Raw genomic sequence first — 20,819 nt, forward strand, 5'->3', positions numbered from 1 at the left:
AATCAATTGCGTGGTCCAAACGATGTTCATGCTAAAGAAATCTAATTCTCCCCTTAATTTTTTAGTCGACAGTGTTGTTGATCAACACTCTTTAAACTTTTGGTTGCAAAAGCTCAATCCACTTTGGTCTGTAAATCAGCCATTAGGCAAGATTGTACAAAAAGACAATACGGCTGATGGAATGGTAAGCTTGACGCTTGAAGTCAACCGCCATTTTAAAATGGGCCAAGCAGGGCAGCATCATCCTGTCATAGTCAATGTGCAAGGTGCGCGTTATGAGCGTACGTATAGCTTGACCCAAGTTGATGCACAACATGTTCTGCTGACAGTAAAAAAAGTAGAACAGGGTAAAGTCAGTAACTGGTTAGTCAATCAAGCTAACGTAGGTGACATTCTTGAGTTTGGTCAACCTTATGGTGACATGCTTTTACCTGAACCAGCACAACCTCTAATTTTGTTAGCAGCAGGTAGTGGTATTACCCCAATGTATAGCTTGCTTACGGCTTTAGCGCAGGCAGAGCAATTATCACAGCGTAAAGTGCATGTGATGTACTGGGTAAAACATTATGCCGACTTTGCTTTCAAATCTTATTTTGAACAATGGGCCAAGCAGTATCCACAATTTTCATATCAAGTATTTTACACACAGGAAGATCATGCCGATGCACGTTTAAATGCGGCTCAGGTGGACGTATTGACTGATATTGAACATTCTGTTGTATATGCCTGCGGACCTTCTGGTTTCGTTCAGCAAGCAGAACAGCTCTTTGCTCAAGCTCAATTATTCAAGAGCGAAGCGTTTAGCATGTCTCCTGTAGCAAATGATGACACAGGCTTCGTGAATGTGACGTTAAGCAAATCCAACAAAGTGGTGGCGATCCCACGTGGTCAATCAATTTTGGTGGGCTTAGAACATGCCAACGTCAAGCCAACTTATGGTTGTCGTATGGGCGTTTGTCATAAATGTGTGTGTAATAAAGTACAAGGTTCAACTCAAGATATGTTGAATGGTCAACAGAATCATGAGCCAAGTAATCCATTAAAACTATGTGTAAGTTCTGCCAAAACAGATCTTGTGATTGATTTATAAGAGAGTTCAACATCATGAATATGCCTGTAAAAGCTCAATATTTTAAAAATCCAAAAAATCGTGAACTTACTCAGTTTGAGTTAGATGAATTGGCGCGTGAATTAGATGCCATTAAACAAGAAGTTTTGGATGATATTGGCGAGAAAGATGCCAAATATATCCGTCGTGTCTATTCAACAGTCCAGTATGCTTCGATTGCAGGGCGTGCTTGCTTATTTGCAGGTTGGTTCCCGCCAGCATGGATTTTAGGTACAGGCCTATTGGGCTTTGCCAAAATCATGGAAAATATGGAATTAGGACATAATGTCATGCACGGTCAGTATGACTGGATGAATGATCCTAAATTCAGTGGTCAAAACTACGAGTGGGATATTGTCGGAACGTCTGATAACTGGCGTCAAACTCACAACTATAAGCATCATACTTATACCAACATTAAAGGTATGGATGATGATATTGGTTATGGTTTATTGCGTTTGTTCCCGGAACAGCGTTGGAAACCTGGCTTTTTACTACAACCCTTGTATAGCATTCCATTTTGCTTGTTATTCCAATGGGGCGTAGCAATTCAGAACTTGGAAGTGGGTAAAGTTTGGTTTGGTCGTAAAAGCAAACAAGAACTGAAAGAAGAGTGGAAACCGTTACAACGCAAAATTACTAAACAATTGTTTAAAGATTATGTGTTTTTCCCATTGATCGCAGGTCCTGCTGCATTCCCAGTCTTTACAGGTAACTTGGTTGCAAATGGTATTCGTAATATCTGGACCTTCAGCGTAATTTTCTGTGGTCACTTTACCAAAGATGTCGAAGTGTTCCCAAAAACAGTTTTACAAAATGAAAGCCGTGGTCACTGGTATATGCGCCAAATCCGTGGTTCTTCAAACTTATCAGGTTCTGAAGCTTTCCATATTTTGACTGGACATTTGAGCCATCAAATTGAGCATCACTTGTATCCAGATATTCCTGCACGTCGCTATCGTAAAATGGCACCCAAAGTGCAAGCGGTGTGTGAGAAATACGGCTTAAACTACAACAATGCCAGTTTGGTGAAGCAATACGGCAGTGTGATTAAACGTATTGTGAAATATGCATTCCCATTCAAGAAATAAGGGAATAAAAAACCACTTCTTCGGAAGTGGTTTTTTTTATTTAATACAGAATAATTTTTACTTTCAAGCCTGATGTATTGCCTAGATTATTATGAAAATACATCAATTAAAGCTAGGTCAATTTGCAAAAACAATTGAATGATTTAGCATAAGCACTTTAGAGATTGATGTGAGTAAAAACATGCTAGACCGTGGGATTTATCAACACTATAAAGGGCAGTTGTATCAGGTGTTTTCTGTTGCGACACATAGTGAAACAGAAGAGCAACTTGTGGTTTATCAGTGTTTATATGGGGATTACTCGCTTTGGGTACGACCATTAACTATGTTTCGTGAACAAGTGACCTTAGAGAGTGGCGAAGTGGTGCCTCGCTTTCGCCTGATTCAAAAAACTGATATATAACTATAAATTGAATGAAATAAAAATTGAAATTTAAAACATACTGAATGATAAAACTGGGACATCTCGATGAGTTTGAGTCAACAATTTAAAAACCGACTAAATGATCTCTACGAATCATTTAAAAAGCATGATGCCACTCAGAAAGATCGCCTGCAACGTTATCGAAATATTGAACCTGATTCTGCTCAGTTTTTGGCGATGCAAATCCGCATTCAAAAGTCACAGCGTGTTTTGGAAATTGGGACTTCGACGGGATATTCCACCTTGTGGCTGGCAGATGCTTTGCAGGTCACTCAAGGTGAACTCACGACTTTAGAATTAGATGCGGCAAGAAGTGCTCAGGCACAGCAATTTTCCCAAGAATTTGGTCTGGATCAACGTATCCAATTTTGGGTGGGAGATGCCAAAGATTATTTGGCGGATTGCACTTCTACCTTTAATTTGATTCTGTTAGATGCGGAACGTGATGCCTATGTCAGCTATTGGCCAGATTTAAAACGGATTCTATCCCAACAAGGCGGTGTGCTGATTGTAGATAATGTGATTTCGCATGCAGAAGAAGTCAAAGCATTCACTAATCTGGTGAAAGAGGAAGGGCAGTACTTATTGTCGACCTTATCTTTGGGGGCTGGATTATTGCTGATTACAGCAAAAGATTATTGAGTTATTGCGGAACACCACACTAATCGTAAAAAATCAGGGTAAGCCCTGATTTTTTATTGGTATTATTGGATGGTAATGCGAGTGAAGTGCAAGTCGTATTCTAGGTATTTATGTACAAAAGCGGCTTTATCACTACATCGTAACATATTCGCATAAACAAATTTAGGCACTGGGTGGTAGAGTTCTCCGGAACCATTATTATAAAAAATCTTTAAGTATCTTGAAGTCGCATTGTATTTCCAAGAAGTCACGGCTAGCATTATCCCCATACATACCTCCTTGAATTTATATAATAATTCAAAAAGCCTAAGCTCGATTGCATTGCAATAAAGTTAAAGACTTACTTAGATGTATAACAGAATTTGTAAGGACTTCAAATATATTCTTGATAAAAAAACTCAGATTTTTATTATAAAAAAACCACGCATAAAGCGTGGTTTTTGATGCAATCTAATCAGAAATTAGATTTTACCTACTAGGTCGATAGACGGAGCAAGAGTTGCGTCGCCTTCTTTCCATTTAGCAGGGCATACTTCACCTGGGTGAGCGTGAACGTATTGAGCTGCTTTAACTTTACGAAGAAGTTCTTGAGCGTCACGGCCAATACCACCAGCGTTGATTTCAACGATTTGGATTTTGCCTTCTGGATCGATAACAAAAGTACCACGGTCAGCAAGACCAGCAGATTCAATTAATACTTCGAAGTTTTTAGCAAGCGTCCAAGTCGGGTCGCCAACCATAGGGTATTCAATTTTCTTAATTTCAGCAGAAGAATCGTGCCAAGCTTTGTGTGTGAAGTGAGTGTCAGTAGAAACTGCATAGATTTCAACGCCTAATTTTTTGAATTCAGCGTAGTTGTCAGCAAGGTCACCAAGCTCAGTTGGGCAAACGAAAGTGAAGTCTGCTGGATAGAAGAAAACTACTGACCATTTACCTTTAAGGTCAGCTTCAGTTACTTCAATAAACTTACCGTTAAGGTATGCTTGTGCTTTAAATGGTTTAACTTCAGTATTAATTAAGCTCATCATTGTCTCCATGATTGGGGTTAGTCTTTGAATTTGGAAGTAGAATATCGAAATTTTTATGATTGCTGAAATGGTATTTTTACATCACAAGCATCGGAAAAACCGAATGAGCAATTTAAACACCTTTCCATCCAATAGCATCATCCGCTATTACAAATGAAACAGATGATGAAAAAATGACAATACGTCACAATCAAATTGTCGTATTTAAATCGTTATTCAACATGCAGTCATTGCTCTTGAATTTCAAGGGTAAAATTGAAAAAAGATTTTTTTGTATGTTGTCTCTGTTTATTTTTCTGACAACTGAATGGCTGTGTCTCTGCACCAAGCTGTCCTTTAATTTTATCCGCGACATCTCACCGCACGATTTCTATGCTGAAATTGGCTTGAAAAATAAGCAGAATTCATGGCGCATTTCAGTATCGCGTGTTAGAGGCTTTCTCTATGGCAGCTTAAGGCGTAAAATGCATGATTCAAATTTTTTTCTTGGGATAAATCATCTGTGCAAAGTCATTTAAATATCGATCAATGGGTTATGGCCCGCGACCGTCATCGTTTAAATCGACTGCGCCGCACTAAAGATGGTGATCCACAGCAATATCAGGAACTGTTTGAACAGTCCAATCTTAAAGTGCGTGCCCGTTTTGCCCGTCTTCCTCAGATTAAACTGAATCAAGACCTACCTGTTACGCAGTCGGCTGAACAATTGATGGCTGCGATTCAACAGCATCAAGTCATTATTGTGGCAGGGGAAACGGGCTCAGGTAAAACCACGCAGTTGCCACAAATCGCCATGCTGGCGGGGCGGGGTTTGACTGGCATGATCGGTCATACTCAGCCACGTCGTTTGGCCGCACGCAGTGTTTCTCAGCGTATTGCTGAAGAAGTGGGTGAAAAACTGGGCGAGTCCATCAGTTTTAAAGTCCGCTTCAATGAGCAAGGCTCACAAGACTCGATTGTACGCTTAATGACAGATGGTATTTTGCTGGCAGAGTTGTCGCATGACCGTTATCTGAGTAAATACGATACGATCATTATTGATGAGGCGCATGAACGCTCATTAAATATTGACTTCATTATGGGGTATTTAAAGCAATTATTGCCAAAACGCCCTGATCTAAAAGTGATTGTGACGTCTGCGACTTTAGATGTGCAGCGTTTTAGCCAATATTTTAATGGCGCGCCTATTTTTGAAGTTGAAGGACGTAGCTTCCCTGTAGAAGTCCGCTATCGCCCGATCTCCGAATTGAGTATTGGGGGCAGTGATGATGATGAATTTGATGATTTTGAAGAGAATTTACCGCGTGCTGTGGTGCAAGCGGTCGAAGAGTGTTTTCAGGATGCACAAGAAAAGGGTCATCCTGAACATGCCGATATCTTGATTTTTGCCAGCACCGAGCAGGAAATTCGAGAATTACAAGAAACTTTGTATAAGTACGGTCCCCGCCATACCGAAATTTTACCGCTCTATGCCCGTTTGGCATTAGCAGATCAGCAAAAGATTTTTAATGCGACGGGTGGTGGGCGACGCATTATTATTGCCACCAACGTTGCAGAAACAGCGTTGACCGTTCCCAATATTCGTTATGTGATTGATAGCGGTTTTGCCCGTATCTCGCGTTATAACTATCGTTCACGCGTCCAGCGCTTACCGATTGAAGCCATCTCACAGGCGGCAGCCAATCAGCGTAAAGGACGCTGTGGACGTATCGCCCCTGGGGTATGTATTCGTCTGTATAGCGAAGAAGATTTCCAGAGCCGCCCTGAATTTACCGAGCCTGAAATTAAGCGGACCAATTTGGCGTCAGTCATTTTGCAAATGCAAAGTCTGGGCTTGGGTTCACTCGAGCAATTTGATTTTATTGAGCCGCCCGACCATCGTTTGGTGAATGATGGGCGTAAATTGTTGGTGGAACTCGGCGCTTTAACGGAAAAGAGTGCAGCACAGTCTATTGAGAGCAAAGCAGAACCAGCTTCCGAAACTGGGCGTGGCAAAAAAGCCCATCAGAGTAATGGGCTGACCAAAATTGGGCAAATGATGGCAAAAATGCCGATTGACCCACGTTTGGCCCGTATGATTGTGGGCGGGGCGCATTTTGGTGTTTTAAATGAAGTATTGATTATTGTGGCGGCTTTGGCAGTGCAAGATCCGCGTGAACGTCCTGCCGATAAACAAATGCAAGCGGATCAGAAACATGCCTTGTTCCGTGAAGCAGATTCCGACTTCCTGTTCTATTTGAAGTTGTGGGAAGCGATTCATGATCCAGTCGAATCCATGAGTGAAAATAAACGCCGCACATTTGCTCGTCAGCATTTCTTGAGCTGGCTACGTTTGCGTGAGTGGAAAAAGACCCATGAGCAATTGTTGGATTTAGCCAAAGGCCTGCATCTTTCTTTTAATGATAAAAAAGCCAGTTATGAAAACTTGCATCGTGCGCTGCTAACAGGATTATTGTCATTTATTGCCAATAAAACCGATGAACGTAACGTGTTTATGGCGGTACGCCAGCAAAAAGCACGCGTATTTCCAGCCTCAACTTTACATAAGACCAATACCTCATGGATTATGGCATTTGAAATGGTGGAAACCTCACAGGTGTATTTGCGGACGTTGGCAAAAATTGAACCTGAATGGATTCTATTGGCTGCGCGCGACTTACTGAAATATCATTACTTTGAACCACACTGGTCGAAAAAAGCAGGCATTGTAAATGCTTATGCCCAGATTTCACTGTTCGGCCTGATTATTGAACCGAAGCGTATGATCAACTATGAAAAAGTCGATCAAGCAGCGGCCCATGAAATCTTCCTTCGAGATGCTTTAACCACAGGTAGTTTGGGCATCATGCCGCCATTCTTAAAGCATAACTTACTCAAATTGGAAGAAGTCGAGCGGGTTGAAGATAAACTCCGTCGTCGTGATTTGGTGGTCGATGAAGAAACGATTTACCAGTTCTATGCAGCGAAGGTGCCTGCTGAAATTGCCAGTCGTCGCAGCTTTGAAGACTGGCGCGCGACCATTGAACCGAAACAACCACGCTTCTTGTATGTTGAAGATGATGCACTGTGGCTAAATGATCGTCCGACCACCCAGCAGTTCCCTGACTATTTGCATAATGGTGAGCTGCGTCTGGCGGCAAGTTATCGTTTTGATCCAAGTCATGATGAAGATGGCGCGACAGTTAAAATTCCTGTACAGGCTTTGCCACAAGTGGATGAAAACATCTGGTCTTGGGGAATTCCGGGTTGGCGTCAAGATTTGATTGAAGCCTTATTAAAAGCGCTACCGAAAGATAAACGCCGTAACTTGGTGCCGATTCCAGATACTGCGAAAAAATTAATGCAGCGCGTTGATGCGGTACATTTGCGCGAGCATTTATTCAGCTTCTTGGCGTTTCAGTTACGCGGTGAGCAAATTACTGAAAAAGATTTTTCTTTTGAAAAAATTGATCAATATTTGCTGCCGTTTATCAAAGTCATCGATGAAAAAGGGCGTGTGATTGAAAAAGGGCGTAACTTAGCAGAGTTAAAAGCGCGTTGCCGGACTGAAACGCATAGTCCAGTCAAACAAGCCAAAGGGCAGTTCCAGACTTTCCCTGAAGATTTTGTGTTTGAAGCTTCACATAAAGTCACGGGCGTGGTGGTCAAGCAATATCAAGCTTTGGTGCCTGTTAAAGTTTTTGCCAAACTGGACGCTAAAGACGATTCAGGTGTGGTGATTCAGACTTTTAACGATCAGGATGAAGCCATCAAGCAACATCGTGAAGGGGTTATTCGTCTGATTCATTTGCAATTGGGTGATTTAGTCCGTCAGTTGAAAAAGCAGATCTCCAAGCCGATGGCATTGGCCTATTCACCTTTAGGGGATAAGGCTCAGCTGGAACACATGTTGGTTTATGCCACGCTGCAATTGGCGATTACCGAACTGCCGATCAACCAGATCGAATTTCAGCAGTTATTGCAGAAAGTTAAACAAAACTTTTTAACGCATGGACAACACGCGTTAAAAATGATGAGTGATATTTTTATCCAGTGGCAAAGTATTCGCCAGAAACTCCTGATGCTCGATGGCGATATATTTGGGCGCAGTATGGATGATATAGAAGATCAATTAGATCTAATGCAATTGTCGGATTTTGTCTATGGCAAACCTGTAGATGTGTGGACTGAGTATTCACGATATTTAGCGGCTTTGCTATTGCGTTTGGACCGCTTGCCCAATAATCTCCAACGAGATATTGCTGCCATTGGACAAATTGATCCGTGGATGGATAAATTATTTAAATATAAAAATGACGTTCGTTTGAAAGAATTGTATTTCATGATCGAAGAGTTGCGCATTTCTCTATTTTCTCAACCGATGAAAACCAAGATGCCTATTTCTGAGACACGACTACAAAAATCATGGGAACGTCTTGGTATTAGTTAATATAGAGCGAATTCAGAGAAGGAGTTTTACATGGGCATACGTATTACAGGTACTGGCTTGTTCCATCCTGAGCATGTCATTACCAATGAAGAGCTAGTTGAAAGTCTAAATGCTTATGTGGAACAGTATAACCAAGACCATGCTGATGCAATTGCAGCAGGTGAGTTAGAAGCACGTCGTGGCTCTAGCGCAGAGTTTATTGAAAAAGCATCGGGTGTGAAGCGTCGATATGTTGTCGAAAAAACCGGTGTACTTGATCCAAACCGTTTACGTCCACGTTTAGCAGAGCGTAGTGATGATGAGTTATCGATTCAAGCTGAGTGGGGCGTCATTGCTGCAAAGCAAGCGATGGAAAATGCGGGTGTAACCGCAGAAGATATCGATGTGGTGATTTTGGCATGTTCAAACTTGCAACGTGCCTATCCAGCGGTAGCGATTGAAATTCAAACTGCACTCGGTATTCAAGGTTATGCGTATGATATGAATGTGGCATGTTCAGCAGCGACGTTTGGTTTAAAGCAAGCTTATGATGCAATTAAAACTGGTGCGCGTCGTGTGCTATTGGTGAATGTGGAGTTGACTTCGGGTCATACTGACTACCGTTCACGTGACTGTCACTTCATTTTTGGCGATGTGGCAACGGCATCAATTATTGAGAATACTGAAACTAAAACAGGTTTTGAGATTTTAGATACAGATTTGTTCACACAATTCTCGAATAATATTCGTAATAACTTTGGCTTCTTAAACGGTTCTGAGCTCACTTCACGTGACGACAAGCAATTCCGTCAAGATGGTCGCAAAGTGTTTAAAGAAGTTTGTCCGCTTGTGGCGAAAATGATTTCCAATCAGCTCGAGAAGAATCAGATTAAACCTGAGCAGGTGAAGCGTTTCTGGTTACACCAAGCCAATCAGAATATGAATGAACTGATTTTGAAATTGGTGGTAGGTAAAGAAGCGGCTGAAGCTGATCCAAGCTTGGTGCCGATCATTTTGGATGAGTTTGCCAATACGTCATCTGCAGGCGTAATTATTGCATTACATCGTTCTGCGCATGAAGTGAATGATGGTGAATACGGTGTATTGTGTTCATTCGGTGCGGGTTATTCCGTTGGATCAATCTTGGTACAAAAGCACGTGGCTTAATACGCCAAGCTTGAAATGCTGTTTTCAAGCTGATTGATTACCGTGAAATAAAAGCACCACTCATTTGGAATACAGTGAGTGGTGCTTTTTTATAACGAGTGCTAGATAAAATGATGACTTACACTCGGCAGTCCATCAGTCCGATTAATTGACAAGGATGAACTGCTGTGACTGATTTAAGCCCTCAGGCTTAAAATTTCTTTTCTACATTCCAAAGAATGCTGGGAATGGCTTGGCTGATTCGAGCTTGATATAAGCTGCCATCAGTTTGATAATTCAGCCGTTCTTTATAATCTGTGCTGAGCAGATTTCTAGCACTTAAACTGGTTGACCAACCTTGTTTAAAGCGTTTGGTCACGCTAAGGTCTAAATTTACGCGTTCATTTGACGTTCGAGTATAAGGCTGATTTTCTAAAGCTCGGGTAAATTCTGGGGTGTAACTCAGGTTGGCACTGGTCGAAAGCTGCCATGGCTGATAGTTATAAGATAGACCCAGACTCGCGCTATATGGTGCGACATCACTGGCCAACCGTTGTTGTCCATTCTCTTCTTCGACTTTGGCACGAATCGTCGACAGCTGGCTGTTGACCATCCATGAATGTCCTTGTTCGGTCTGTTTCAGAGCATAACGACCGGAAAGTTCGATACCGTAAGTGGTGGCATGCGCTTGGTTTTGTGGACGTTTGACATAACGACTATTTTCCTGAGCAATTACGGATTCAATATAGTCATCAATCTGGCGGTAAAAACCCGTTAAATTTACACCACCCGCAGCCGTGTTATAGCCCAATGTAGACTCATAGGCTTGAATTTTTTCGGGACGTAAAAATGGATTACCACCACGGTCTGGGTTGTTCAGACTGCCAGCATCACTATCGGTAGAAATCGAGACCGTTGGCAATAAGTCATCGGCTTTCGGGTTGCGAAAGGCTTGACTGATGTTGGTTTGTAGTGACCATACATCATTAAAGTTATAGCGATGCGCCAGTACAGGACTGAGATGCTGATCATCATAATCGACCAAGCCTGAGCGCTGAATCCATTCTTGCCGTAAGCCCAAGGTAAGCGTGTGCTGATCGCTAACCCGCCAACTGCCTTCACTGTAAAGCGCATAGCGTTGTTCATCCAAGCTATCTGCGCTATTGCTGTCTAAGGTATTTGAGCGTGTGTCTAAGCCAAATTTAATTTGACGATGATCATCGAGCTTTCGCACTCCATCATAGGCCAGCCCCAATTCTTCAATCTGTTGGCTGATATAGAGCGAATTCGCACTTGAGCGTGTGAGTTCGGATTCATCTTGTTTTTCATAAGACAAACAAACTTTATCGCTATCTTTTTCAACTTGTCGTTCAAATCGCGTGTTCAGGCGTAGGCTGTCATTTTTGTCCTGTTGAGTTAGATCTGAACGCGTGCCTTCACGTTCATGCTTACGATAAAATAGTTCTGCCACAACTTTCTTTTCATCATCAATTGCATATTCTAGGCGTGGACTGACCATCGTGGCTTTGCGTTCAGTCACGCTCTTTTGCACCCGAGTTTGGTTTGCCGTTTGAGTTTCTGTGATGGATGTCGTGTCATCCCAACTTTGATTGGCCGATACACTATACAGCCATGGACTGTCACGACCATCCATTTGTAGGCTGAGGTTTTTCCGTTCTTCTGCGGCGCCATCTGAGCGATATTGACCATAGCCTATTCGTGCAGTTCCACTCAGGCGGGTATTCTGTAAAGGTTCTTTTAAAATAATATTAATCACCGCAGAGCTGGCGACTGAGGCTTGAGTCACACTCGGTTGTTTGGTGATTTCAATGCGTTCAATCATGTCAGGTGTCAGGGTATCAATAATCGACATACCGCCACGTGGTCCACCTTGCACAGGTTCACCATTAATCATGAATATTGGTGCAGCACCACCGCGGAAACGCATACCCGATGCACCACCCGGACCACGCGGTCCTTGTCCTGGCATTTGAAAACCTGCTGCACGTCTTAAAGCATCACTGACGGATTGATCGCCAAACTTCAGCATTTCCTCACGACCAATAATGGTTTTCGCAATCGCGCTGATATCATTGTCTTTGGGCACGGTGCTATTTGCTTGTAGCTTCAAGGTCTTTAAGGTTTGAACAGGTTCTTCTACGACATTGCTTACGGGGTCTACAGCCCAACTGTGTGAAGAGAGGCTGAGTAGGGCAAAAGTGAGCGCACGGTATTTCCAGATGGGTGGTATCGCATCCATGAACTATGTATCCAAATGTAATCGCGCGTAAGATTAAACTAAAATTATGTAGAAATATTGAGGAATTCAAGAATGGATCGGGGTTTGAGTAAAAAGTGGAGGGGTTGCAATCTATTGACAGTTCACTGCAAGTTTTTTCCGGGCACTAGGCTAAACCCTTGAATTTTAAAATCTGAATAAGTTGATGTTAGGTAGGTTCAAACAACAAAAACAGTAAAATTTCGGAGTTGCTTATTTCAATGACTATGTTAAAACAAATGAGTACTGGTCACGATTTAAATTGCTATGCAAGTTACAGAACTGATGCCTTTATATGACATAGAGGTGAATCAACAGGAAGTTTTGGCTATTCAGCGCAATGAATTGGTGCCTATTTTTGAAAATGCAGCTTTACTTCAGCATTATGCTGAACCCATTATTCAAGCGCAATCGGTACTCTTACAGGGTGTCGATCCTCAACTGACCCAACATTTTCGCGAAAGTATAGCGGCATTAATTCAAGCGTTAACGCAGTCGAATAAGTATTTAAAAAAACGCAAATTTAATGCTTTACAGAAATGGCTGGGTATTGATATTGAACATGATTCTGGGCAAATTGAATATTATAAGAACCTTGATCAACGGTTAGACACCGCCAGTCATCTTAGTCAAAAGCTGCGGATTGAGATTCAAAAATCGCAGTCACGTCTACAGCAATTGCTCGGTTTAAGAAATCGTATGGCGCATTATGTTCGGGCAGCAGAAGATTTTTTGCTGGAATATCCCAATATGATGCGATCCACGCACCCCTTAGATCAATTTGCGGAACGGCTAGCGAAGAAAATACAGACATTGCAAACCGTACAAGCCAGCAATGATATTGCCATGCAGCAAATGCAACTCGCGGAGCAATTGTCTTTGGGGCTGTTAGACCGTTTTACCGAGGCGCAGCAAGTCCTGATTCCCGCTTGGCAATATCATGTCAAACAAAGTCATCAGACAGACTCGACATCTGAGTTGATAAAGCTGGATAATAGCCGCGATAAATTGATTAAAACTTTAAGAAAATCATTAGAGAAACCTTCGGGTAACTCCTAACAATATTAGGTGAATTATGACCAAGGCGACACAGCACGATTTAACTCCTTCGATCAATCAAGAATTAGCAGAACAACAATTTCAACAGCTCAATTTGAAAGAATTGGGTTTACAGGCATCCGATTTAGATGAAGTGCTTTCTGCCGCGAAAGAGTTGGCAGATATGAATCATCAAGCTGTTGCTGAGTATGGTAAGCATATTGCCACGCAAACATCGACCTATACCGATGAATTGCTGGATTTGGTTCAAAACAAAGATTTAGATGTAACTGGACAAAAGTTGAATCAGGTGGTGCAAGTGGCGCAGCAGTTAAACGGTACGAGTATTTTAAACCCGTCTAAGAGTTCAGGCTTTTTCGGCAGCATCTTAAGTAAGTTCAAAGGTGCGAAACAGAGTTTTGATCAGCATTTTAATAGCACCAAAGAACAGATTGATGCGCTGGTTAAGGAAATTGAAGCATCGCAGTCAGGCTTGAAAACACGGGTGAATACCCTCGAAAACATGTTTACTGCGGTGCAGGATGAATATAAACAATTGGGGATTTATGTTGCTGCGGGTAAAATCAAACAGCATGAGATTCAACAGCAGATAGCCGCTTTAACTCATCAAGAACAAGATCAAACCACGACACAGCAAATTTATGATTTAAACCATTTAGCCAACAATTTGGAAAAGCGGGTCAGTGATTTGCAGGTTTTACAACAATCGGCCATGCAAACCTTACCCATGATCCGCATTATTCAGTCGAATAACTTAATGTTGGTCGATAAATTTTATGCCATTAAAAACATTACCTTACCGGCATGGAAAAACCAGATTAGCCTTGCCATTTCATTGCAAGAGCAAAAAAATAGTGTACAACTTGCGCAAACCATTGATGACACCACCAATGATTTATTGCGCCGTAATGCCGACTTACTGCATCAGAACTCGGTGGATACTGCACGTGCCAATCAGCGTTCGGTGATTGATATCGATACCCTAGAGCATGTGCAAAATACCTTGATTCAAACGGTGAATGATGTGCTGCAAGTGCAAAAAGAAGGCATGCAAAAACGTGAAGAAGCCGCTGTGCGTTTACGCAATTTACAAAGTAATCTTAGCCAATTGGTATTAGAGTCGAATAAACAGTAAAAGCATTCTTTTATCTCCGATCTGTTTTCTGATTTAGTAGGAGGTCGCTTGTCCAAACTCGAAGATGAATATGCGCTTCAATCTTCCCATCTACAGCGCGGTATGCTGACCCTTCAACAGCGGCAGAAAAAGCTAATGTGGCTCGGTATATTGACGTCAAGCGTGGCATTGGTCGCGTTGCTGAGCTTCTTTTTACAACAGGAGTTGATTTACAGTCTGTTTGGTATCAGTACCGAAGTCATGCAACTGCATATTCCGATTTCTGCCGAAACCCAATTGGCGCAGTCAGCGACTGCGCCTGACTATTTTTTTAATTTACTGTCTTGGTTTGGCTGGTTATTTATTAAAATATTCTGTGCCTTTGTGGGTGCATTTTTTGTCGTTCATTTTCTCAAGAAAATCCGCTTTTTTGCCATTCGCTTTCGATCGTTTGTGCTGAAGTTTGTTGCTTGGCTCATTGCCTTTATCTGTATTTGGTCTGGCCTAACTTATGTGCAATATGACTGGAACGAAGATGATAATCCGTATAGCGAAGCGATTGTTTATAAAAACAGTTTGCAAGAGAGTGCGCTTGCCCAGCAGTTAGAGCAAACCGAGCTGGCAAAACCTGTCAAAGCCTATATTTTGGCGCAGATCGCCTTATTACATGCTCCTGTAGATGAAAATGCCGCGATTCCGTATGTGCTGACTTTGGCTGAAGCTGAGCAAAATGATCCTAAATTTGTGCAATATGGTTTTAATCCTTCCCAATTATGGGCCATGCAACAACAGCTGTATGGCAAAGCGATTACCCCAAGCACACAGTCGATTGCCCCTCAGGTTGAACAAGCACAAAAATGGCGAGAGATTTTGCAAGTTATTATTCTTTCTATATTTATTTTAAGTGTGGTTGCGAGTTGCATATTGTTCTTATTATCAAGGTATTTTCTGGCACGAACACGTAGAATTGAACAGAATTTAAAAAATATCAGGTAAGTCATTCAAGTAATGTAATATTTTCTCTATTAATCTAATTATTCGATTGTATTTATGAATACAAACTGTTTTACCTATTTTGTATTTTTTACTATGATGCATTCATCAACTTAATTATCTCTCCACTGGAGTCGTTAGCAATGTTAGATCAAAATACTTCTGCTCAATTAAAAACACTTTTAGAACGTCTTGAAAGCCCAATCGAAATTATTGCGTCTTTAGATGCTTCAGAGAAGTCTGAAAAAATCAAAGAACTGGTCACTGAAATTGCCGTGTTATCTGACCAAGTGACCGCACGCTTTGATGGTGCACATAGTCGTCGTCCAAGTTTTGCCATTGCAAAAGCAGGAGAGCAACCGCGTGTACACTTTGCTGGGTTGCCAATGGGACACGAGTTTACCTCACTGATTTTGGCATTGTTACAAGTTTCTGGCTATGCACCGAAAGTTTCTGAAGAGGTTTTAAACCAAATTAAAGGTTTGAACATCAAATCAAACTTCGATGTGTTTGTATCATTAAGCTGTCACAACTGTCCTGACGTTGTGCAAGCATTGAACCTGATTGCCATTTATAACCCAGGTTCAACCGCAACGATGATTGATGGGGCATTCTTCCAAGACGAAGTCGAGCAACGCAAAATCATGGCAGTGCCAATGGTATTCCAAGACGACTTGCACATTGGTCAAGGTCGTATGACCTTGGAAGAAATTATTGCCAAATTGGATAGCAATTCTGCTGAAAAAGAAGCGGCAAAATTGAATGCGAAAGAAGCATTTGATGTCTTGGTGATTGGTGGTGGACCTGCGGGCGGTACAGCGGCAATCTATGCCGCACGTAAAGGCATTAAAACCGGTATCGTAGCTGAACGCTTTGGTGGTCAGGTCATGGACACCATGGATATTGAAAACTTTACCACAGTACAAAAAACAGTGGGTCCAAAGTTTGCGCAAGATATGGAAGCCCATGTCCGTGAATATGGCGTAGACATCATGAATCTGCAACGTGTCAACAAAATTACTGGCGCGGATCAAACAGCCAATGGCTTGGTTGCGGTAGAACTGGAAAATGGTGCAAAATTGGAATCGAAAACTGTGATCCTTTCTACAGGTGCACGTTGGAGAGAAATGAATGTGCCGGGTGAGAAAGAATACCGTACCCGTGGTGTAGCGTACTGCCCACACTGTGATGGTCCTTTGTTTAAAGGCAAGCGTGTAGCCGTGATTGGTGGGGGTAACTCTGGTGTAGAAGCAGCGATTGACTTGGCTGGTATTGTGGAACATGTGACTTTGGTGGAGTTTGATACGAAACTTCGTGCCGACCAAGTGTTACAGGACAAGCTAAACAGTCTGCCAAATGCTTCAGTGATCATGAATGCATTAACTACGGAAGTGATCGGTGATGGTGCGCAAGTAACTGGTTTGAAGTATAAAGATCGTGCAACAGACGCTGAACATACGGTTGAATTGGCAGGGATTTTTGTACAAATTGGTTTATTGCCAAATACGGACTTCTTAAAAGAAAGTGCAGTAGAATTAACGAACCGTGGTGAAGTTGTAATTAATGAACGCAATGAAACCAATGTGAAAGGGGTATTTGCTGCCGGTGACTGTACCACTGTGCCATACAAGCAAATTATTATTGCGACTGGTGAAGGTGCAAAAGCATCACTCTCAGCATTTGACTACATGATCCGTTCAGGTCAGTAATAAAAAGAGCCAACATACACTGAGTTATGTTGGCTTGCTATTAAACGGTTTAATTTTTATAGGAACTGAGGACGCTAACACCGATGTTCCTTTTTTTATTGTTTATTGTTTTCCCCCAAATCAGGCGATTAAAACATTTTTGTTTTTAAATAATATTTAAAGCTTTAAATTTCTCCACTAATTCAGCTTGGCTCTCAATGTGTTCTGGATGCACTTCAATACAATCGATCGGACACACAGCCATACAGGTTTGATGGTCATAAAATCCGACACATTCTGTACAGCGCGTGACCTCGATTTCATAGATTTTCTGACCTTCAAAAATGGCATCATTCGGACATTCAGGTAAGCACATATCACAATTGATGCAGGCATCGGTAATTCTTAATGCCATAGCTTAACCTGCGACATATGCCAGTGATGAAGCAGTAATATCCACTTCCGAATTCGGCAAATTACGAATCAGTAGGGCATATTGCATATCAAGATCTGCTGGAACAGGAATATCGACAATATGTCCTGAACCTTTGGCATCAGGAATAGCGTTGCCTTTTTTATCTAAAATTTCGCTCAGGACAAACTGAATATTGCCTTTTGGGGTCATCAGTTCCAGTGTATCACCCACCACAAAACGGTTTTTCACATCAATTTTGATGTAGTCACCATGACGTTCTAACACTTCACCGCAGAATTGTTGATGGTCAAAACGTGAAGAACCTGTTTCATAATTTTGGTATTCGCTATGCACATGGCGACGTAAAAAACCTTCGGTATAACCGCGGTTGGCCAGTCCTTCCAGCTGTAGCATCAGAGATGGATCAAACGGTTTGCCTGCAATAGCATCATCAATCGCCTTGCGATAAATTTGTGCGGTACGCGCACAATAGAAATATGATTTGGTACGACCTTCAATCTTGAGGGAATGAATGCCCATTTGCGTTAATCGCTCGACGTGCTGAACTGCGCGCAAATCTTTCGAGTTCATGAAATAGGTGCCATGTTCATCTTCTTCAGCCGCGAACATGTCTTCTTCGTTACGCTGTAATAAAACAGGTTCAGAACATTGATTTTGTGCCAGTGCATGCTGTTCATCAGCATCGCTGTTGCAGCATGGAGTTTCTTGTACTTGATGGACGGGAATTACATCACCCGTTTCATTTTCTTGTGCTGGATGCAGTTTATAATCCCAGCGACAGGCATTGGTGCAGGCGCCTTGGTTGGCATCACGTTTATTCATATAGCCTGAAAGCAAGCAACGACCCGAATACGCCATACATAATGCGCCATGCACAAAGACTTCAATTTCCATGTCAGGCACGTTGTTTTTAATTTCTTCAATTTCTTCCAGTGACAGTTCACGCGATAAAATCACGCGTGTCAGTCCCATATTTTTCCAGAATTTTACCGTTGCCCAGTTGACGGCATTGGCTTGTACGGAAAGGTGCACTGGCATGTCAGGGAATTGCTCACGCACCATCATAATTAAGCCAGGATCAGACATAATCAAGGCATCGGGTTGCATGGCAATGACCGGCTCTAAGTCACGAATAAAGTTTTTCAGCTTGCTGTTGTGCGGTTGAATATTCACCACCACATAGAACTTTTTACCTAAAGCATGTGCTTCTTGAATGCCAATGGCGAGATTGTCATGATCAAACTCATTGTTACGGACACGTAAGCTATAACGCGGTTGCCCCGCATAGACCGCATCTGCACCATAGGCAAAGGCGTAACGCATGTTTTTTAAAGAACCAGCAGGAGAAAGAAGTTCGGTAACGTGGTGAATGCTCATGACAGAATAAAGGCATACAAGTAATATGGCTTTATTGTATGGATATAAAAAAAGGTTTCAACCTAGTAAATTGGTCGGTTTTATTCTGATAATCCAAGATTTTTTAGAATTTGACAGTGATCAATGGTGGTATTGCTAGAACAGGATTGACGTAGTTCCTGTAACTGGCTTTGAAATGAGATCAATTCAGCAATCTGCTTTTCAACCTGCTGGATGTGCTGTTCGATCATTTGATCAACAATTTGGCAACCTTGTTGCGGGTGTTTAATCAATTCGATCAGTTGTTGAATCTCTGCCAAAGACATATCTAAGGCGCGACACTGTTTAATAAATTGCAGGCGTTTTAAGGTTGCTTCATCATAATATTTATAATTATTTTCGGCACGAAAGCTCGCTGTGATGAGCTGTTTTTTTTCATAAAAGCGCACGGTATCTACCGGCAACTGAGTTTTTTTGGCGAGCTGATGGATTAAATAATGCTGCATGGCTTGACCTTAGAGCGAGTCCATAGTTTTAAATAAGCATAATACAGAATGAGGAGTATGGAAATGGCTTGTAGCTGTAGTCATGAACCCGCACCAGTTAAACAGAATAGTAAATTTAGAACCGCCTTATGGATTGCTTTGGTCATTAATCTCATCATGTTTCTGGTTGAATTAATCGGCGGTGCCTATGCGCATTCATCGGCACTTTGGGCCGATTCACTGGATTTTTTTGGCGATGCAGTCAATTACGCGATTTCCTTGGCGGTATTGGGGGCGAGTTTATACTGGCGTGCCACTGTTGCCTTGCTTAAAGGTTTGACCATGGCGATTTTTGGTATCGTGGTGATTGTGAAAGCAGGCTATGGTTATTTGCAGGGGATTCCACCTGAAGCAATCACCATGGGGGTAATTGGGGTATTGGCCTTGGTTGCGAATGTGATTGCGGCAGTGATCCTGTATGCCTTCAGAGATGGGGATGCCAATATGCAGTCGGTCTGGTTATGCAGCCGTAATGATGCGATTGGTAATATTGCCGTAATTTTTGCAGCGATTGGCGTCTTTGGAACAGGGAGCTTATTCCCCGATTTAATTGTGGCCTTGATTATGGCGTTGTTAGGATTAACAGGCGGATATCGTGTTGTGAAACATGCTTTACGAGAAAGGCAAAGGGATCGACTGATGAATCGCCTCGAAGAATTATAATAAAAAATAGAGCCTTATAGGCTCTCTTTTTTATGCACGAATCACTTGAGGAGGAAGATAAATCGTAAACTCATTCATTGGTTCAATCAGTACACTATAGGGGTTTAACTGATCTTCATACGACACCAGATTTAAACGTTGCAACAGATCAAATTTCGCATGTAGCAATTGCGCAGGTTGAGGCCGTAGTCGATCATGCCAAACCCGATAGGTACCTAACTGTCCATCTCGACGGTGATAAAATCCGATTAAAGGGTGAGTTAAATAGACCAAATAGCTTTCTAAATCAGGGAAACCTGCATACTGCCAAGGTTCTGAAGCAGACTGTGTCAGTTGTAGTTCAGCGCTGGCCCAAGCGGAGTGGGTGGTCATATGGTATTGCGTGTACAAACCTTGCGAATCTTGCTGGCAATCAAAATGAAATGACGCAGCATGCCAAGGCAGTTGCCATAAATAACGCGGCACGATTAGAGTCCAAGAATCCAAACTGGTTCCTAAAAACCAGACACAACGTTGTTGGGTTTGCTGATCAATCACATAGACACGGTAGTTGGTTTGTCCCATGCGAAATTTTGGAAAGGGGTAAACCGCAGAAGTAAAATCAACATCAATGAACGGAACGACAGACATTAAGGCCTGTTCTTTACCCTGATACTGAATGGTATCTAGCTTAAAGCGCTCAGGAATAATAGCGTTGAATCGCTCAGGGTCTAGGGCATAGGTAACGAGTGCGAAATGTTGTAATTTACATTGCACATCGAGTCCCGTAGGTTTGGGGCGAGGCTGGAGAAAATCTGCAAATTTTAAGTTTGTATAGGTCATGGCATTGATGGAATATTT

General features: G+C 42.1%; 18 protein-coding genes. 11 read left to right on the forward strand and 7 right to left on the reverse strand.

The window, feature by feature from the left end:
* The first annotated feature begins 22 nt into the window (after positions 1-22).
* From ACX17N_RS04960 to ACX17N_RS04975, 4 genes are all read left to right on the forward strand, one after another.
* The gene (locus ACX17N_RS04960; RefSeq protein WP_458891450.1) at positions 23-1,090 is read left to right on the forward strand and encodes a ferredoxin reductase; all 1,068 of its coding nucleotides are present in this window, start codon (positions 23-25) and stop codon (positions 1,088-1,090) included.
* Positions 1,091-1,104: 14 nt separating this feature from the next.
* Complete coding sequence (locus tag ACX17N_RS04965; protein ID WP_458891451.1) at positions 1,105-2,199, forward strand: fatty acid desaturase family protein; 1,095 nt, start codon at positions 1,105-1,107, stop codon at positions 2,197-2,199.
* Between the two features lie 181 nt (positions 2,200-2,380).
* Complete coding sequence (locus tag ACX17N_RS04970; RefSeq protein ID WP_458891616.1) at positions 2,381-2,602, forward strand: DUF1653 domain-containing protein; 222 nt, start codon at positions 2,381-2,383, stop codon at positions 2,600-2,602.
* Positions 2,603-2,668: 66 nt separating this feature from the next.
* Complete coding sequence (locus ACX17N_RS04975; protein ID WP_458891452.1) at positions 2,669-3,265, forward strand: O-methyltransferase; 597 nt, start codon at positions 2,669-2,671, stop codon at positions 3,263-3,265.
* Positions 3,266-3,327: 62 nt separating this feature from the next.
* Here ACX17N_RS04975 and ACX17N_RS04980 read toward each other — a convergent pair whose 3' ends face one another.
* Together ACX17N_RS04980 and ahpC are read right to left on the reverse strand one after the other, a co-directional pair.
* Positions 3,328-3,534, reverse strand: coding sequence for a KTSC domain-containing protein (locus tag ACX17N_RS04980; RefSeq protein WP_100241644.1), 207 nt, complete (start codon positions 3,532-3,534; stop codon positions 3,328-3,330).
* A gap of 192 nt (positions 3,535-3,726) precedes the next feature.
* On the reverse strand, positions 3,727-4,290 hold the full coding sequence (gene ahpC, locus ACX17N_RS04985; protein ID WP_458891453.1) for an alkyl hydroperoxide reductase subunit C: 564 nt from the start codon (positions 4,288-4,290) through the stop codon (positions 3,727-3,729).
* A 505-nt stretch (positions 4,291-4,795) separates the two neighbouring features.
* Between ahpC and hrpA the strand changes: the two genes are divergently transcribed.
* Complete coding sequence (gene hrpA, locus ACX17N_RS04990; protein ID WP_458891454.1) at positions 4,796-8,722, forward strand: ATP-dependent RNA helicase HrpA; 3,927 nt, start codon at positions 4,796-4,798, stop codon at positions 8,720-8,722.
* A gap of 30 nt (positions 8,723-8,752) precedes the next feature.
* A complete protein-coding gene (locus ACX17N_RS04995; RefSeq protein ID WP_458891455.1) occupies positions 8,753-9,868 on the forward strand; it encodes a beta-ketoacyl-ACP synthase III in 1,116 nt (371 codons plus the stop codon).
* A gap of 190 nt (positions 9,869-10,058) precedes the next feature.
* Here ACX17N_RS04995 and ACX17N_RS05000 read toward each other — a convergent pair whose 3' ends face one another.
* Positions 10,059-12,107, reverse strand: a complete 2,049-nt coding sequence (locus tag ACX17N_RS05000; RefSeq protein WP_458891456.1) for a TonB-dependent receptor plug domain-containing protein — start codon at positions 12,105-12,107, stop codon at positions 10,059-10,061.
* A 285-nt stretch (positions 12,108-12,392) separates the two neighbouring features.
* Between ACX17N_RS05000 and ACX17N_RS05005 the strand changes: the two genes are divergently transcribed.
* The 4 genes from ACX17N_RS05005 (at position 12,393) to ahpF (ending at position 17,000) form a co-directional block, all read left to right on the forward strand.
* Positions 12,393-13,184: a tellurium resistance protein gene (locus ACX17N_RS05005; RefSeq protein ID WP_458891457.1), complete on the forward strand. Its 792-nt coding sequence runs from the start codon at positions 12,393-12,395 to the stop codon at positions 13,182-13,184.
* A 16-nt stretch (positions 13,185-13,200) separates the two neighbouring features.
* The gene (locus tag ACX17N_RS05010) at positions 13,201-14,319 is read left to right on the forward strand and encodes a toxic anion resistance protein (protein ID WP_458891458.1); all 1,119 of its coding nucleotides are present in this window, start codon (positions 13,201-13,203) and stop codon (positions 14,317-14,319) included.
* Between the two features lie 102 nt (positions 14,320-14,421).
* Positions 14,422-15,294, forward strand: coding sequence for a hypothetical protein (locus ACX17N_RS05015; RefSeq protein WP_458891617.1), 873 nt, complete (start codon positions 14,422-14,424; stop codon positions 15,292-15,294).
* Positions 15,295-15,434: 140 nt separating this feature from the next.
* A complete protein-coding gene (gene ahpF, locus ACX17N_RS05020) occupies positions 15,435-17,000 on the forward strand; it encodes an alkyl hydroperoxide reductase subunit F (RefSeq protein WP_458891459.1) in 1,566 nt (521 codons plus the stop codon).
* A gap of 145 nt (positions 17,001-17,145) precedes the next feature.
* Here ahpF and ACX17N_RS05025 read toward each other — a convergent pair whose 3' ends face one another.
* The 3 genes from ACX17N_RS05025 to ACX17N_RS05035 all read right to left on the reverse strand — a co-directional run bounded on the left by ACX17N_RS05025 (position 17,146) and on the right by ACX17N_RS05035 (position 19,277).
* A complete protein-coding gene (locus ACX17N_RS05025; RefSeq protein WP_458891460.1) occupies positions 17,146-17,394 on the reverse strand; it encodes a YfhL family 4Fe-4S dicluster ferredoxin in 249 nt (82 codons plus the stop codon).
* 3 nt (positions 17,395-17,397) lie between these two features.
* On the reverse strand, positions 17,398-18,792 hold the full coding sequence (trhP, locus tag ACX17N_RS05030) for a prephenate-dependent tRNA uridine(34) hydroxylase TrhP (RefSeq protein ID WP_458891461.1): 1,395 nt from the start codon (positions 18,790-18,792) through the stop codon (positions 17,398-17,400).
* Positions 18,793-18,872: 80 nt separating this feature from the next.
* Positions 18,873-19,277, reverse strand: a complete 405-nt coding sequence (locus ACX17N_RS05035) for a MerR family DNA-binding protein (RefSeq protein ID WP_458891462.1) — start codon at positions 19,275-19,277, stop codon at positions 18,873-18,875.
* A gap of 63 nt (positions 19,278-19,340) precedes the next feature.
* Between ACX17N_RS05035 and ACX17N_RS05040 the strand changes: the two genes are divergently transcribed.
* Positions 19,341-19,979 carry a cation transporter gene (locus tag ACX17N_RS05040; protein WP_458891463.1) on the forward strand — a complete coding sequence of 213 codons (639 nt, stop codon included), beginning with the start codon at positions 19,341-19,343 and terminating at the stop codon, positions 19,977-19,979.
* A 30-nt stretch (positions 19,980-20,009) separates the two neighbouring features.
* Here ACX17N_RS05040 and ACX17N_RS05045 read toward each other — a convergent pair whose 3' ends face one another.
* Entirely contained in the window at positions 20,010-20,801 is a 792-nt protein-coding gene (locus ACX17N_RS05045; RefSeq protein WP_458891464.1) for a DUF2071 domain-containing protein, read from the reverse strand.
* Positions 20,802-20,819: the final 18 nt, after the last annotated feature.

The organism is Acinetobacter sp. GXMZU3951 (assembly GCF_054457875.1).

Bases quoted from the DNA above. Each gene is read 5' to 3' on its own strand.
- ACX17N_RS04960 (WP_458891450.1), top strand. From the start codon at position 23: ATGTTCATGCTAAAGAAATCTAATTCTCCCCTTAATTTTTTAGTCGAC.
- ACX17N_RS04965 (WP_458891451.1), top strand. From the start codon at position 1,105: ATGAATATGCCTGTAAAAGCTCAATATTTTAAAAATCCAAAAAATCGT.
- ACX17N_RS04970 (WP_458891616.1), top strand. From the start codon at position 2,381: ATGCTAGACCGTGGGATTTATCAACACTATAAAGGGCAGTTGTATCAG.
- ACX17N_RS04975 (WP_458891452.1), top strand. From the start codon at position 2,669: ATGAGTTTGAGTCAACAATTTAAAAACCGACTAAATGATCTCTACGAA.
- ACX17N_RS04980 (WP_100241644.1), bottom strand. From the start codon at position 3,534: ATGGGGATAATGCTAGCCGTGACTTCTTGGAAATACAATGCGACTTCA.
- ahpC (WP_458891453.1), bottom strand. From the start codon at position 4,290: ATGAGCTTAATTAATACTGAAGTTAAACCATTTAAAGCACAAGCATAC.
- ACX17N_RS04995 (WP_458891455.1), top strand. From the start codon at position 8,753: ATGGGCATACGTATTACAGGTACTGGCTTGTTCCATCCTGAGCATGTC.
- ACX17N_RS05000 (WP_458891456.1), bottom strand. From the start codon at position 12,107: ATGGATGCGATACCACCCATCTGGAAATACCGTGCGCTCACTTTTGCC.
- ACX17N_RS05005 (WP_458891457.1), top strand. From the start codon at position 12,393: ATGCAAGTTACAGAACTGATGCCTTTATATGACATAGAGGTGAATCAA.
- ACX17N_RS05010 (WP_458891458.1), top strand. From the start codon at position 13,201: ATGACCAAGGCGACACAGCACGATTTAACTCCTTCGATCAATCAAGAA.
- ACX17N_RS05015 (WP_458891617.1), top strand. From the start codon at position 14,422: ATGCTGACCCTTCAACAGCGGCAGAAAAAGCTAATGTGGCTCGGTATA.
- ahpF (WP_458891459.1), top strand. From the start codon at position 15,435: ATGTTAGATCAAAATACTTCTGCTCAATTAAAAACACTTTTAGAACGT.
- ACX17N_RS05025 (WP_458891460.1), bottom strand. From the start codon at position 17,394: ATGGCATTAAGAATTACCGATGCCTGCATCAATTGTGATATGTGCTTA.
- trhP (WP_458891461.1), bottom strand. From the start codon at position 18,792: ATGAGCATTCACCACGTTACCGAACTTCTTTCTCCTGCTGGTTCTTTA.
- ACX17N_RS05035 (WP_458891462.1), bottom strand. From the start codon at position 19,277: ATGCAGCATTATTTAATCCATCAGCTCGCCAAAAAAACTCAGTTGCCG.
- ACX17N_RS05040 (WP_458891463.1), top strand. From the start codon at position 19,341: ATGGCTTGTAGCTGTAGTCATGAACCCGCACCAGTTAAACAGAATAGT.
- ACX17N_RS05045 (WP_458891464.1), bottom strand. From the start codon at position 20,801: ATGACCTATACAAACTTAAAATTTGCAGATTTTCTCCAGCCTCGCCCC.